We start from the raw sequence: 15,465 nt of genomic DNA, 5'->3' as shown, positions 1-15,465 counted from the left end.
TTTAAGATCAGTCGGCACTGCCCAGATCTCTTTTAAATCCGTTTACGAATGAATGTACATCGGCAAATTCAGCGCGTACGTTTGCTTTTTTACATGATGAAACGATGCCGGTGAAAAGGATAGCTAAGGTGATGATGATCAATTTTTTCATGATTTTATATTTTTAATGCCTGTTCAGATTTGATTAAAATGTTTTGAGCAAAATTTAAAAAGATCAATCGGCGCTGCCTAAATCTCTTTTAAACCCAGTGGCTATTTTATTAAAGCTCAACTGTTGAGGTTCTGCTGTACTCTTTTTTGATGACGATGATAAAACTCCTGTACTTACTACAAGCAACGTCAATAAAATGGTTCTTTTCATGATGATTAATATTTATATTATTATTATATTCGATTAACTATTGTTCAATAATATTGTAACTAATATTCAATTAGTTTTTAATTGCCAATTTTTAATACCACTGAACCTGATTTTTACACTTTTCTGTACAAAAGTTAATTTATGTGTGCCAAAAGTGTATACTAAATTGTTCGGATTTATGATGACATTATCTCCGGATAATCAGTACTTTTAAACCCAATATTCATGTTCGTTAATATAAAAAATCAACTAAGTTTTAATTATTTGATAGTATAATAGTTTACATATGGTTCAAATAAGTATTTTATGCTACTAAATCGTAGTATAAAGGGCTATTTTTATGTCTTTTAAGTATTATTTTTTTCAAAATAATATCCAATCAAACCACTGTATATCAATTAATTAATGACACAAATATAAATATTTTTTTTATTATTGCTAATAAAAAAAATAAAATAGTTTTAAACAACCTTTTTATCGCTATTATTAGATATATTTCAGTATAATTTATAACTTTCACGATAATTGACCGTAAAAGTGCTCTAATGAGAAAAACCTATACATTTTTATTGTTCTTTCTTGTAACTCTTACCGTATATGCAAAGGATATTAATGAGGTGGCGGCGAAGGATACAAACGAGGTAATAAATTTAAATAGCCAGGCTTATTCAAATAGGTTGACCGATCCTAAACAAACAGTTGAGGACGCGACCAAGGCATTGGCATTGGCTACCAAACTCAGTTATTTAGATGGTATTGCAGAATCTTATCGTATTATAGGCATTGGAAAATATTACCTTGACCAGCCCGAAAAAGCTATTGATAATTACCTTAACTCCCTTGCTTATTTTACTAAAACCAGTAATCTAAAAGGCGAAGCTAAAGTTTATAACAACATTGGGGTTTTATTTAGGGACCATGATTATGACCGCTCACTGGTTTATTTAAACAAATCACTGGTTATAGCAAAAAAAATTGGTGATAATAAACTGATAGCTGCTTCATACCTGAACATCGGTAATACTTATAATCGCAAAAACAACCTGTTTCAGGCCCTTAATTATTATGATAAAAGCTATAAGCTGTTTAGCAAGTTGCAGGATTCTGTTAATCTTATTCAATGCTTGTTAAACAGGGGCGTTATATATTATAAATTAAAGGATTATGATAAAGCGCTGGGTTTATTGCTTGAAGCTAATAAAGGAGCAAAATCAAGGGATCTGAATGAATCGGTAGCCAGTATCGATCTTACACTGGCTTCGTTGTACATGGCTAAGCGTAACTTTGATGATGCCGAAAAAATGGTACAGGAGGGCACTGCTTACACCCAGCTTGTTAAAGATCCCAAGCTTGAATATGATTACAAATACACTACGTATGAACTTGAACTAAACAGGAAGAACTTTGAAAGCGCCCTTGCATCTTTAAGAGAAATATATAAGCTTGACAGCGCCACGTACAAAACTAACGTATCTGTACAGATGAACCTGGTAGAAGCTAAACGTAACCAGGAGGAGCAGCTTAAAGAGAATGAGCGTATTGCTGAGCGGCAGGCTTATGACCGCTCCCGGTTTTGGGCTGTATGTACCGTAGCGGGCTTGTTGCTTGTTGTTATTGGCTTATTGGTGGGCAATGTAAAGCGTAAGGCAAAAACCAATGCCCAGCTTACCATGCTAAATGGAGAGGTTTTAAGGCAAAAGGATAACCTTGACCGCATTAACCATCACCTGGAAGAAATAATAGATGAACGTACAAAAGACCTCCAGATCAAAAATAAAAAGCTCTCAGAACATTCATCATACCTGTCGCACCAGATCAGGGGGCCTATTGCCACGCTGCGTGGTTTAATAAATCTTGAAAAAGAAGGTTTGGTTGATCAGCAGGAATGTATTGATATGATGGATAAATGCGTTTCAGAGATTGACGAAAAAATAATTGAAATGAGCGACATGCTGCACAACCCATCACGGGGCAGCAATTCCTGAATTATTTCTTTATAAATATTAGTTGAGGTTAAACGCTACGGGCCATGTAGAATGGATCTGTGCCTCTATAAGCCCCAGGTAAATACAATACCAGGATATCATTTGCAAAATGAGCAGCTGACGGTGCTTATTATAACCCTCCGTTTCAAAGGCGAGGGTTTCTTTGCCGGCAGTAACAAAAAATCTTACTTCGCCCTGCCTGGGTTTAAACCTTGATTGTAAAAGGTCAAATGCCTTAACCTTAAGCTTGCTCTTAGGGTCATGGATGGTACCATCTTTCAAAGCCTGGTTTTTTGAAATTGATATAAGATAATTTGACATATACATTTTATTATAAAATGCGTATGCCACAATTTTTACTCCAAATTTTAAATTATAGGGGATAAAAAATGCAAATCGGTATGCTTATCTTATATTGTGTATAAAAATTTACTGTAGTTAAATATAATTAACCAATATTTAACCTGGAGAAATGGATTAATCAGTATTGTGTAGCAATAATTGTATTATAAAATGTGAACTGTAAGGTTTACAGAACACATTTTATTTAAAAACTATAATGCTAACAGGCTTTTATTACGCAGTTCTTCGTAAAGTAGTATCACCTTGCGTTGTAAATTTRCAATTTCTGATTCACGGTCAACCAGTTTCTTTTGAGCAATGCTTAAGTTTGAGGGTGTAATGTCAATGTCTTCAGCATCGATAGACAGTATTTGCGCTACGTTTATTTCAAAGATATTAGCAATTTGCTCCAGACGTGATAAATTTATATCGGTTACGCCTGTTTCAATTTTCGAGAAAGCAGGAATCGAAATGCCCAAACGGTTTGCTACATCTTCCTGGCTCCATCCGTGTTGGTGACGTAAAGTTCTGATATTCTTTCCAACAGATTTGTTGGTTTTCTTTTTAGTATCGCTCATGTTAATATTTCCTCATAATTAAGTCATGAAACATATCCAAACGGTATGCCATCATTTAATTCCTGTTAAAAAGCACCATAATGAGGCGCTTTTTAGCGGGATATTTAAAAAAGTGGGGAAATATTTGCACGAAATTGAGACGAAAGTGTGGATTAACCCTTAGTTGATATTGTTGATGATAAACAGTTTCGCGAATTTTAACAGGAGTTGTTTTTGGCCTATCTCCTTAAAAAATATGGTAGCTTTAATATCGGGCTTGTTACCTTCAAGGGTTAGTACCTTGCCAAAACCAAACCGCTCATGCTCAACTTCCATTCCAACCTGGAGGTTTGATGTATCTGATGGTTTAAAATTAGGCGATGGCACGTGTGCCTTAGCCAGTATGGATGTTGTTTTTACCGGAGCAGATGTGGCCGGTTTGGGTTTTGAAAATGTATCGGCCTGTTTGCCGCTCCAGGCTTTGCGGTCATCATCAAAAAACGGATTATTGCTGGTTGATGTTTTGGCGCTGTAATCAAGCTCCAGGTACTTGGCATCTATCTCATCTAAAAAACGACTGGGCTCGCAGCTAATGAGTGTACCGAATTTAAACCGGGAAGTGGCATAACTGATGGTCAGCTTAGTTTCGGCACGGGTAACAGCTACATAAAATAAACGGCGCTCTTCTTCCAGATCGCTGCGGGAGTTGAGTGACATTTGCGAAGGGAACAGGTTCTCTTCCAGGCCCACTACATGCACCTGCGGAAACTCAAGTCCTTTTGAGGAGTGTATGGTCATTAACGATACGGTATCGGCGTCTTTGTCCTTATCCTTATCATCGTTGGTAAGCAGGGCAACATCCTGCATAAAAATGTCCAGACCTTTTTCTTCAATATCTTCTCTTTCAGAAAATTCTTTGATACCGTTCAGGAGCTCCTGTATGTTTTCGTAGCGGTTCAAGCCCTCTACAGACTTATCTTCATACAGATCTTTGAGCAAGCCCGAGTGCTGTGCAATATACAATGCCGACTCATAAGCCGTTTTTGTTTTGGAAAGAACCTGGAAGCTTTGGATCATGGTAGCAAAGGTGCTTACCGCGCCCGAGATCTTTCCTTCCAAATACTTAGCAGGCTCCACGATCACTTCCCATGGCGTTATCCCGTTTTGATCGGCACTTACAATGATCTTATCAACCGAGGTATCGCCAATGCCCCTTTTTGGGTAATTGATAACACGTTTCAGCGCTTCCTCGTCATTTGGGTTAAAAGTAAGCCTGAAATAAGCTATCAGGTCTTTAATTTCCTTGCGTTGATAGAAGGACAGGCCGCCATATATTTTATAAGGGATACCCAATTTACGCAGGGCTTCCTCCATAGAGCGCGACTGCGCGTTGGTGCGGTACAGGATAGCGAAGTCATGCCATTTACGGCCTTTCAGGCTTCTGTCCTGCATAATAGCTTCGGCTACCATTTTGCCTTCTTCGTTATCGCTGAAGGCACGCATTACCTTTATTTTATCGCCGGTTTCCTTTTCACTGAAAACATTCTTTTTAAGCTGCTCCTTATTATTGCTGATGATGCTGTTGGCAACATTTACAATGTTTTGGGTGGAGCGGTAATTTTGCTCCAGCTTAAATACTTTCAGATCGGGGTAATCCTTTTCAAAATTGAGGATGTTCTGGATGTTGGCCCCGCGAAAGGCGTAGATACTTTGCGCATCGTCACCCACAACACACAGGTTTTCGTTAACGGCAGCCAGTTTTTTTACAATAAGGTATTGCGAAAAGTTGGTATCCTGGTACTCATCAACCATGAGATATTTAAACTTGTGCTGGTATTTATTCAGTACCTCGGGATGTAGTTTTAGCAGTTCATTGGTTTTATACAGCAAATCGTCAAAATCCATAGCGCCTGCCCGGTAACAACGGGTGGCGTACATTTCATAAATCTTACCCAGCTGGCCGCGTCCGCTCGACATGTCGTCGGCCTGGATCTGTTCATTTTTATTGTATTCCTGCCATGATATCAGGTTGTTTTTGGATGCCGATATGCGGTTGAGTACAAAATTTACATTGTACAGCTTATCGTCAAGGTTCATTTCTTTTAAAATGGCCCTTAGTACACTCTTGCTATCGTCAGTATCGTAAATGGTAAAGTTGTTGGGATAGCCTATTTTATCGGCTTCTACACGTAACAGCTTGGCAAAAACCGAGTGGAAGGTACCCATCCAAATATTCTTGGCTTCACTGCCAACCACATGGGTTATACGCTCGCGCATTTCGCGCGCGGCCTTATTGGTAAAGGTTAACACCAGTATATTAAAGGAGTCGACCCCTTTACGTATCAAATGCGCTACCCTGTAAGTAATAACCCTTGTTTTGCCCGATCCGGCACCGGCAATGATCATTACCGGTCCTTCGGTTTGTTCTACCGCTGCCCTTTGTTCGGGGTTTAAACCCTGTAAATAATCCAAAATCTTTTCCTCTTTTCTTGAAACAGCGAAATTAAGGTTTTGAGCCGAAAGGGGAAAGTAAGATTGGCAATGGAATGGATAAAAATATTAACAATAGGTGGGAAAGGTGGATAAATAACATTGGAGGAGCTTTATGCTAAAGTTTTGTTCTACGGAGGGAATAGTTTAAAAACCAAGTTGGGATACGTTTATGCACAATACAAGCTAACAATAATTATTTATTGTAAATCAATAAAATATATTTGTTTTTCAATAAAATTTCATATTATTGTTTCACTAAACCTATAATCAAATTATGAAGATCAGGATCAGTACCAATATGCTGGTTAATGGCTTAATTATTAGCGTTGTGATTTTTTATAGCGCTATAATAATAGCAAGCATTTACTTCACCAGCAGTAATAGAATGTACCATACCAACGATGTGCCCGGTGATACCTATACCTGGAGCAATCATTTACCAGCGATTGATCCGGAGGTTCCAGACTCTCTGCCCTATTTTGAGTATCTCAAATTAAAAGAAAAGATTAACCGTACACGCCAGTTACGAAATGGTGAGTTTTATGGTCTGGGAGGATTTCAGTGGGATGGGTTGATCTGTATGGGTGGAGGCAGGCTTTGCGATACCTGTACTATAAATCATGACATGCTTTGCGATACCTGTACTAAGCTGGATATTCCCGGTATAAAGCAATATTATATTAAACTGACCGGCTGGAAACTGAAAAGATCAACGTTTGTACAGTATAGCTCAGATTCTGTAAAATTTTATGTGGAGCATAAACAGTCATACGTACGGAAGGCCATTGTTGATAAGGTATCGTTCAAAAAGAACGGTACTAAAGATTACCTGGTGCATGAGGCCGATGTCCCTGTTAAATTCAGATATGACAGCCACGAAAACTGTATCATGATACCTATAAGTAAAACGGTAAGTGATATTTTAAATCCCGTTATGCTGGTTATTGGGATACTAATTACATTATATTATTTTTATCTGGTAGCCGCGTTTTTGAATTTTATTATTGATGTGTCGAAAGGGCTCTCGTTTACCCAAAAAAACATAAATCGGTTGCGGCTTATAGCACTGAGTTTACTCGGTTTTCCGGTACTGGCGTTTTTATTGAATATGCTGATGCCTGTTATATTCCATAGTTATTTTACGGAGGATGTGGTATTCAATATCCAGAGCTTGAGCAACGATTGGAAAATGATGGGTATAGGAATTGTATTTTTGCTGTTGTTTAAAGCTTTCAGACAGGGCAAATTATTGAAAGACGAACAGGATTTAACCGTATAAACCATGCCTATAATTGTAAACCTGGATGTGATGATGGCAAAGCGCAAAATGTCATTAACAGAGCTTAGTGAAAAAGTAGGCATCACTATGGCTAATTTGTCGATACTTAAAACCGGCAAAGCCAAAGCTGTAAGACTGGAAACCCTTGAAGCTATATGCCGCATATTGAACTGTCAGCCCGGTGATATTCTGGAGTTTGTGGAGTAAATTTAATTTTTACTTCGGCGTGCCTTTTTAATATATGTTACTTAAAAAAGAAACCTGCGAAGTTTTTTAAAAAACTTCGCAGGTTTCTTTTATTCTATTAGGTCATGCCGAACTTGTTTCGGCACCCCACAAGATGGTTAGTATGGTGGTTAGCCGTTCCGTGAGATCCTGAAACAAGTTCAGGATGACTGTTTCCTTTAAGGTATTATCAGCTTACCAATCCCGGAATAGCTACCATTTCATCAACATCATCCTGATAATTTACTCCGGCAACTTCAAACCCAAACAGGTTCATGAAATCGGCCCGGTAACCTTTCAGGTCGCCAAGTGCTGGGAGTGTTTCGGTGGTTGCTTTTAGCCACAGATCAGCTACTTTGGCCTGCACATCTTCGCGCATTTCCAGGTCGTCAACACGTACACGGCCGGCTGCATCGGTAGGGATAGTGCCGCCGGTATACAGGCGTTGCTCAAATAAACGCTGTATCTGTTCAATACAACCTTCATGTATGCCTTCGGCCTTCATGATTTTATACAGCAGGGAAATGTACAGCGGGATAACCGGTATGGCCGAACTTGCCTGGGTTACCAACGCTTTATTTACCGAAACCAGCGCTTTGCCGTTAATATCTTTTAACCTGTCGTTGATCAGTTTTGCAGTCGCTTCCAAATGATCCTTTGCTCTGCCTATGGTCCCTTTACGGTAAACCTTTTCGGTAACCGCAGGGCCGATATAGGAGTAAGCAACTGTTACCGCGCCATCGGCAAGCACACCGGCTGCTTTCAGGTCATCGATCCAAAATTGCCAGTCTTCGCCGCCCATTACAGCTACTGTATTGGCTATTTCTTCTTCATTGGCAGGGTTAATAGAAATTTCAGATACCACGCCGGTATGAAAATCAACCGTTTTATTGGTAAACACTTCGCCAATAGGTTTAAGTACCGAGTTGTGTGTTATGCCAGTTTTAGGATTTGTTCTGCGTGGCGAGGCCAGGCTATAGATCACCAGGTCAACCTGGCCCAGATCGGCCTTGATCAAGTCGATGGTTTTTTGTTTGATCTCGTCAGAAAATGCATCGCCATTAAGACTTTTGGCATATAAGCCGGCTTCATGTGCCTGTTTTTCAAAAGCCGCGGTATTATACCATCCGGCAGATGCGGGTTTGCCCGGAGCCGGTGGTTTTTCAAAGTAAACACCAATGGTTGCAGCGCCAGATCCAAATGCGCTGGTGATCCTGGAAGCCAGCCCGAAACCGGTTGAAGCTCCAATGATCAGCGCTTTTTTGGTGCCGCCGGGATTATTTTTTGATTTAACGTAATTGATTTGGTTTATTACATTTTGCTCGCAGCCTTTAGGATGTGTTGTTAAACAAATAAAGCCGCGTATTTTAGGTTCGATGATCATAAAAGGGTAATAGATTTAAACAATGGGCATATATAAGAATTCTTTTCTGAAAATGGTTCAAAAAGTTTTGCGTGGTAAATCATTCGGGCAATACGGTTACTATAACACGTTTGTACCGGGTTAACGCAGGCGTGCCTTTATCAGTAACCTTTAAAATAAAGTGAATGGTTTGTGCCGCGGTTACCAAAGGCGCTGTAACTGGCAGGTCATACAGGTTAGATGAATAAGGCTTAAAGCTTACCAAACCTTTATAAGTGCCCGCCTCGGGGTATTGAAACCATAAGTAACTTAACGAATCACCGTCCGGGTCATAAGTGCCTTTCGCATTTAAATGAAATTGCTGGCCCGATTTTACGGTGAAATGATCGGCATGTGCCAACACCGGTACCGGGGGATGATTAGCAGCCGCGTAGCTTTTGGTGGTCCAGGCGATGCGTGCCGCGAAATCATTTTGAAATTCCTGCCGCCAGCGCCAAACAGTAGCCTGTATACTTTTATAACCTTTTTTATCGGTGGCCGAATAAACTGAATCTTCGGCATTTGCCCAAAGCGGACGAGTTTCCTGTTCGGTAACCGGCCAGTTTGGTCGCGCGAAAGGATCGGGCGCTTTTGACAATGGCGGCGTATAAAATTCATACCGGCCACCCCAGCCGCCATAGTTTGGATGCTCAGGATCATTCAATCCGTTCGAAATCAACCCTAAAAAGGAGGGGGTATCGCCTTCCATACCATAAGCGACATCCGGGTAGGCAGCCCCCAGCGGCCCATGTCCCTGCTGTATATTTTTGGCAAGCCATTCGTTACTCACCACCTGCGTGTCCGAACCAGGAAATGAAAAGGACATACCCAGCCAGGTAGCCTGGCCATAAGTATAACCGGGACTACAGATAAAAAACAGATCGGGAAAGGTTTTACGGATCCAGGGACCTGAGTCGTCCTGGTCAGATATGGTATAAACCCTTATCTTTTTATACAAGGCCCGGGCCTCACCGGCAGTTTTTGTTTGTTTAATTTTCCAGAGTGCCTGTGCCAAACAATTGGTGCCACCCCAGACGCAGATCCAAACCGGGCGCTGATCGTTTTTCTCCAATGTTTTAATGATCCATTCTGATCCTTCCGAATCATGGTTTTTACCAACACCCTCCATGCCATAAACCGGCAGACCTTTTTTTACCCTAAAATTTAAATATTCAAAAGATGGATAACCTGGCTCATGCTTTAATAAATTAGGCTGAACTTTTTTATAAATGTTTAAAATTTCATGGATGGTTTCGGGTGCTACCCTGGTTTTTTGATGGATGGAGGTAGTAGCAATGAGGCCTTCAATATCCCATTGATTACTATAGGTCAAAAACCTGATCATAGATTGCGAATCATCAGGGTCGGCCTCAATATCAGTTAACACCAGTACCCGCAATTTATGATTTACCTGCGATGATGCAGTTACCGGCAAAAATAGCGTAAGCATTATAACAGAAATAAACTGCCTTAATGTTGTCATAAGGATTTAGTTTAAAGTTTGTTATAATATTAAGCATTAACTATGCTTAACGCAAAAAATAACGATGAGGGTTTTCTCATTTATTCCCTCCCCACGGGAGGGGTGTGGCGGATTGTGCAGTGGCAGGGAGGGGTTTCTACGTATGATTAAACCTGTAATGTTCAATAAACCCCTACCTTCCCCTTCCCCAAGGAAGGAATCGCACTAAGCCCGAACTTTCTTTTTATTTCTTCCGAACACCTATGGCTTGGAGCCGGGCGACTACAGGCTTTTGACTAAGAATTACTGACTTACTTTATTACCCGTTACCTCAATCCCGGTGCAATCCTTCAACTCCATCATGTCCTTAATATCGGCAGTTATCGCTCCTTTAATAGTATTGCTCTGAAATTTGATGTTCGAAGTGTTTTTTGCCGAAAGTACATGCTGCCCCCGCAATATAAACTCATTACCGGTTATAGCTATATTTTGATGGACAGGTCCCTTTGACGCTGTACTCTCCGGACAGAAAATAATAGCCGGATCGCCGCATTGTATGAAATGGTTATTGCGGATGGTAAGGTTTTTCACCATGCCCGATTCATACCAGCTTGCCGCGTCATCAGCAACAGATATGGCGCTCATGTGCGGACGCAGAAAAGTGTTATTTTCGATGACCACCTTGCGGCGGGTAGTTACCAGTACACCGCGGGTAGGAATTTTGGCAATGGTGTCATGGTGGATCCAAACCTCGGGCGTCCAGGTGGTGTTTTCTATTACATCATGAGCATCTATATGTGCAGGCAATGGTTGTTTAAGCGTCAACAGAAAATCTTTATCATTTAACTTTTGGGTACTTAATACCACATTGCTGTCGTATTGGAGCAAGCTTTCCGAATGAATAAACGCTATACTGTCGCCCGAGGTAAAAGCGTCAAAGCCGTAGGTTTGATTGTGCATGAACCGTACCATGACCTGGTTTGGTTTAGGCGATTCGATGATCCTTAAATAAGTACCATGAACATTAACCGCATCGTCGTTAGCACCCGATAAATAGGAATTGCTGATTACGATCTTTCCCCGGCAACCCGAAAAATGCAGGATATCCGCCCAGGCGGCGCAGGTTCGCCCTGATTGCGGATCGGGTTTAACGCTGATATGGTCCATGCTGATGTTCTGACAAAACTGACTCACCACGCCCATACCATGCATAAAATAAATATGGATGTTTTTAAGGCTGATGTTTTTGCTCCGCTGCGTAAAGATCCCGGCGCAATCGCGTGTTACATCACGGTTTTGATAGATCAATCCGGTTTTAAAGCCCGGATTTTTTGCAAAATAAGCCCGCACCATATTGTTGCCGGTCTTCGCGTATTTAGTACTTTCCACAGCTACATCAGTGCGTTGCAGATCGTCGGTTTGTGGATCAAGCACCTGCCACAGGGCAATAGACTGGTAGCGCCAGCCTTCGCCCTCCCAGGTAAGCAGGCTATCTTTAATGCTGTATTTTGAATCGGGATTGATCTTCAGATCGGCGAAGTTTGTGCCCGTGCTGATAACTTGTAATTCGGATACGGTAGGGCGGTAATAGTCATAACTTATACCACTTATGCTGATGTTTTCGCTGTGGTCAACACAGGTTTCGATCATTTTGCCGCGCAGCATTATTTTAGCGCCAGGTGCTTTTACATCAACAAATTTGCAGTTGTTTAAATACAAGGCAATGGCCTTTGGCGCATAAGGCGTATCGTTGGTATTGGAGATATGGAATTGCTTTTTGAAAGCGTTCTCCGGGTAAAAATTGTAGGTGCCCGGAGCAAAATGGATACTTATGTGTGCTGCGCTGCTGCCCTTTGCTATGAGCATTAACGATTCATTAAAATCACCCGGGGCAACTATCTCTACTTTATCACCTGCTGAAAGGATCAGTGCGTTAACCGGTTTAAATGTTTTCCAGGGTTTTTTATTGGTGCCGGTATTTAAATCATTCCCTGTTTGCGGGTTTATATAATACACCGTTTTGCCCGGCGAGCGATGGCGGTTGGCGGATAGGGGATATGATTTTTGCCGGGTTTGTGCGATGGCACTGATGCCCCCCGTTAATAAAAGAGCAGGCACTAAAAGGAACAAAAGGTACTTCTTCATAAAGAGAAGAAAAGTATAAAAAAATAGCGATGGGGCAAAATGCAGATAGCTATTTAAAAAGAATTAAATCTGTCTGAAATCCTCGTCGTCTAAACAGAATATTTGCCTTTTACCTATTGATTTATCATGAAATGCTAAAAATATTTCAAGTTCATTTGTGCTTAAAAATTGTGTTATGCGTAGTATATCAAATTCTTTATAAAACTCATATACCACATCATTATCAAGCCGATAAAAATTAATAGTGAAATACTGATAATCATTTATGCGATGGTGTTTTACAAAAAATAAAAGCTTTGAATCTTCTTGGTAAACGAAGTTATCTAAAAGACAATCAACTGAAATAAGCTTGTCGCCAATAAACACATCGCCAGTGAAAGGTCCGCCCATTCCAAGCCTTTCCTGTGCATTTGTTATTGTTAACTCTATTTCTGATACTTTTAATTTTTCCATGTTAATTAACATTAGAAAGGTACTGCTATTAGTCAACTAATCAACAAAAAAATAGCGATGAGGCAAAATACAGATCGCTATTGAATTTCTTGTAGCACCACCATTTAGTTGTTAATCGTTTGAAATTATGCGTTTAGAAGGAAGTGTCTGAGATTTGGTTTGGCTAAAGCCTTTAATCGCTTTTTTTTATCCGTCCCATAAATGGGACGGCAATGAATTTGACTGCTTTTTTTGCCAGCTTTTATTAAATTCATTGCCGTTGGCTTTAGCCAACGGATAATAAACAAATAGATTTGGCTTTAGCCAAAACCAATCGTAAAAAAATAGCGATGAGGCATTTTGCCTCATCGCTATTTTTAAATTTTCACAAACGAACTAATAACTATTCGCCCCGGTAAACATTGTTTTTTAGGTTAATATCAGGTAGTTCATGTGCCGGATCGATCACCATGGTTTTAATGGCCGATGTGGATGGATATTTAAATGTCCACACGCCACCGCGCTGCCAGATGTTTACCGGCAGGTGCAGGGTTTCTGTTTTGCCGTTAGCCTGTGTAATTTTCAGGTCGACAGGCATGGCCATTTTTTCGTTATTGGTTAGGGTGATCATGACGCCATTGGCCTTATTATCACCAATATAATTAACAGAAGTTATGGCCTGGTCAATTTTCCAGGTGGTAAAGAACCACGGTTTCCAGAACCAGTTCAGGTCTTCGCCGGCGGCATCATTCATCGCCCTGAAAAGATCATAAGGCAACGGGTGTTTAAATGCCCAGTGTTTAATGTACTCACGGAAAGCGTAATCAAAACGATCAGGGCCAAGTACCTCGTTGCGCAGCATATCCAAACCTAAAGCGGTTTTATTATAGTACTGGCCATAGTCATTTAAACCAATGGCTTCGGGAGCGGTCATCAATGGGTCTTTGCTGTTCCTGAAACTGTACAGTATATTTTGAGCCTGTTTGGTGGTGTCGTTATATTCGCCGTTATTAAATTGTTGAGTGGCATATTCATTAATAAAGGTGTTAAAACCTTCATCCATCCACATGTACTTGCGTTCGTTTGATCCTACGATCATCGGGAACCAATTGTGGCCAATCTCATGTGTTACATCACCCCAAAGTTGTCCTTTTTTTAAGTTGCTCAGGCAAAATATAGTGCCGGGATATTCCATACCCAAAGCTACGCCCGATACGTTAACGGCCGAGTTCCATGGGTATTCAAAATACGCTTTGGAGTAGATCTCCATGCTGTTTTTCAGGTATTCGGTTGAGCGGCCCCAGGCATCATTACCCGCACTTTCAACCGGGTAGGCCGACATGGCAATACCTTTACGCCCCGATGGGAAATTAACTTGCGCGGCATCCCATATAAATGCGTTCGACGCACCCCAGGCAATATCACGGCTGTTTTCCATTTTAAAATGCCAGGTTAAGGTGCCTTTAAACGGACGGGTTGATGCTTTGCCAACCTCATTGGCTTTAATGATCATTTCGGTTTTATCGCTGGCTTTAGCTTGAGCCAGCCTGCTGATCTGTGTGGGGCTAAGCACCTCCTCCGGGTTTTGCAGATCGCCGGAACCTACTACGATCATATTTGCAGGGGCGGTTATGTAATAATCAAAATCGCCGTATTCGCAATAAAACTCGCCCAGGCCCATGTAAGGCAGAGTGTTCCAGCCCTCAACATCATCGTACACACACATCCGGGGGTACCACTGGGCTATTTCATAAACGTAACCTTGTTTAAACTTTTTACGGCCCATACGGTCGGCGCCGTAAAAGGGGATGGCAAAATCATAATTGATCTTTACCTGTATCTTTTCGCCTTTGCCATCAAGCGGCGCTTTTAAACGCAGCTGCATACGGGCATCAGTTATTACCGGGATTGTGGTATAGGTTTCGCCTTTATAAGTAACCGTTACCGAACCAATGTGATAACCACCGCGACTAAATCCACGCACATCAAAACGGTCGCCCGATACTGGGGTTGTAGCCGCGCCGCGTGAGTCGGACTTAAAGAGGTTCTGATCAAGTTGCAGCCACAAATAATCTAATTTATCGGGGCTGTTATTAGTATAGGTAATGGTAACTTCACCATTTATAGTAGTATCGCGGCCTTCATTCAGGGTAGCTTTTATCTGGTAGTCGGCACGGTTTTGCCAGTAATTAGGGGATGGCTGTCCGCCAGCCGAGCGGGTGTTTTCGCCGGTAACAGGCCAGGTAATGGGCCCAAACACATCCTGGTGATTATACTTTAATGTATCGGCAGTTTGCGCTGCCGCAGGTATTGCACAGGCTGTGAGGCCCAGTGCGCACAGAAAATCGATCAGTTTAAAATAGCGCATTTAAATTTTTGATAATAAAGGCGCAAAGAAAAGGAAATAATTTGTGAGTTTGGTAATTTGAATGCTTAACCGATTGCGTATAAGCGAATTTTATGTGGTGAGTAATGGTAATGTTACGATTAGACCACTCTGTCATCACTGCGCCCGACATCCCCTCTCTTCGCCTTTGGCGGAAAGAGGGGATTAAAAAACTTTTCATTTTAACTGTCATCCTGAGGAACGAAGGATCTATTCAATAACATGCATGTCGAACAATAGATGCTTCACTATGTTCAGCATGACAAACTTATTTTTTACCACCTTCTTTCCGCCGAAGGCGAAGAGAGGGTCAACGAGCGCAGCGACGTTGGGGTGAGTCTATTCTTTGCCCTGCAAAATAACACTCCCCGGTAAAAACTTTTCAAACTTAAAGCG

The 15,465-nt window shown here is 41.1% G+C and carries 13 protein-coding genes; 3 read left to right on the top strand and 10 right to left on the bottom strand.

What is annotated here, in order from left to right:
* Positions 1 to 7: 7 nt before the first annotated feature.
* Positions 8 to 151 carry a hypothetical protein gene (locus AC1DRQ_RS19955; protein ID WP_429396373.1) on the bottom strand — a complete coding sequence of 48 codons (144 nt, stop codon included), beginning with the start codon at positions 149 to 151 and terminating at the stop codon, positions 8 to 10.
* Between the two features lie 63 nt (positions 152 to 214).
* Complete coding sequence (locus AC1DRQ_RS19950; protein WP_429396376.1) at positions 215 to 361, bottom strand: hypothetical protein; 147 nt, start codon at positions 359 to 361, stop codon at positions 215 to 217.
* Positions 362 to 906: 545 nt separating this feature from the next.
* Between AC1DRQ_RS19950 and AC1DRQ_RS19945 the strand changes: the two genes are divergently transcribed.
* A complete protein-coding gene (locus AC1DRQ_RS19945) occupies positions 907 to 2,346 on the top strand; it encodes a tetratricopeptide repeat protein (protein ID WP_429396379.1) in 1,440 nt (479 codons plus the stop codon).
* An 18-nt stretch (positions 2,347 to 2,364) separates the two neighbouring features.
* On the opposite strand, the gene AC1DRQ_RS19940 is transcribed toward AC1DRQ_RS19945, so the two are convergent.
* From AC1DRQ_RS19940 to AC1DRQ_RS19930, 3 genes are all read right to left on the bottom strand, one after another.
* Entirely contained in the window at positions 2,365 to 2,667 is a 303-nt protein-coding gene (locus AC1DRQ_RS19940) for a hypothetical protein (RefSeq protein ID WP_429396382.1), read from the bottom strand.
* A 233-nt stretch (positions 2,668 to 2,900) separates the two neighbouring features.
* Positions 2,901 to 3,266, bottom strand: coding sequence for a helix-turn-helix domain-containing protein (locus tag AC1DRQ_RS19935; protein ID WP_477426527.1), 366 nt, complete (start codon positions 3,264 to 3,266; stop codon positions 2,901 to 2,903).
* Between the two features lie 159 nt (positions 3,267 to 3,425).
* Positions 3,426 to 5,717 carry an ATP-dependent helicase gene (locus AC1DRQ_RS19930; RefSeq protein WP_477426526.1) on the bottom strand — a complete coding sequence of 764 codons (2,292 nt, stop codon included), beginning with the start codon at positions 5,715 to 5,717 and terminating at the stop codon, positions 3,426 to 3,428.
* 295 nt (positions 5,718 to 6,012) lie between these two features.
* On the opposite strand from AC1DRQ_RS19930, the gene AC1DRQ_RS19925 reads away from it, so the two are divergent.
* Both AC1DRQ_RS19925 and AC1DRQ_RS19920 read left to right on the top strand, forming a co-directional pair.
* On the top strand, positions 6,013 to 7,017 hold the full coding sequence (locus AC1DRQ_RS19925; protein ID WP_477426525.1) for a DUF2975 domain-containing protein: 1,005 nt from the start codon (positions 6,013 to 6,015) through the stop codon (positions 7,015 to 7,017).
* 3 nt (positions 7,018 to 7,020) lie between these two features.
* On the top strand, positions 7,021 to 7,224 hold the full coding sequence (locus AC1DRQ_RS19920) for a helix-turn-helix domain-containing protein (RefSeq protein ID WP_321561494.1): 204 nt from the start codon (positions 7,021 to 7,023) through the stop codon (positions 7,222 to 7,224).
* A gap of 208 nt (positions 7,225 to 7,432) precedes the next feature.
* On the opposite strand, the gene fabV is transcribed toward AC1DRQ_RS19920, so the two are convergent.
* From fabV to AC1DRQ_RS19895, 5 genes are all read right to left on the bottom strand, one after another.
* Positions 7,433 to 8,626: an enoyl-ACP reductase FabV gene (fabV, locus tag AC1DRQ_RS19915; protein WP_477426524.1), complete on the bottom strand. Its 1,194-nt coding sequence runs from the start codon at positions 8,624 to 8,626 to the stop codon at positions 7,433 to 7,435.
* A gap of 79 nt (positions 8,627 to 8,705) precedes the next feature.
* Positions 8,706 to 10,127, bottom strand: a complete 1,422-nt coding sequence (locus AC1DRQ_RS19910; protein ID WP_477426523.1) for a DUF1593 domain-containing protein — start codon at positions 10,125 to 10,127, stop codon at positions 8,706 to 8,708.
* A 282-nt stretch (positions 10,128 to 10,409) separates the two neighbouring features.
* Complete coding sequence (locus AC1DRQ_RS19905; protein WP_477426522.1) at positions 10,410 to 12,251, bottom strand: right-handed parallel beta-helix repeat-containing protein; 1,842 nt, start codon at positions 12,249 to 12,251, stop codon at positions 10,410 to 10,412.
* Positions 12,252 to 12,314: 63 nt separating this feature from the next.
* Positions 12,315 to 12,704, bottom strand: coding sequence for a hypothetical protein (locus tag AC1DRQ_RS19900; protein ID WP_477426521.1), 390 nt, complete (start codon positions 12,702 to 12,704; stop codon positions 12,315 to 12,317).
* Between the two features lie 382 nt (positions 12,705 to 13,086).
* On the bottom strand, positions 13,087 to 15,051 hold the full coding sequence (locus AC1DRQ_RS19895; RefSeq protein WP_477426520.1) for a M1 family metallopeptidase: 1,965 nt from the start codon (positions 15,049 to 15,051) through the stop codon (positions 13,087 to 13,089).
* Positions 15,052 to 15,465 lie beyond the last annotated feature (414 nt).

This window comes from Mucilaginibacter sp. P4_E8, assembly GCF_056401495.1.
Note: the sequence above shows the minus strand (reverse complement) of the source record. Positions and strands in the feature narration are given on the sequence as shown.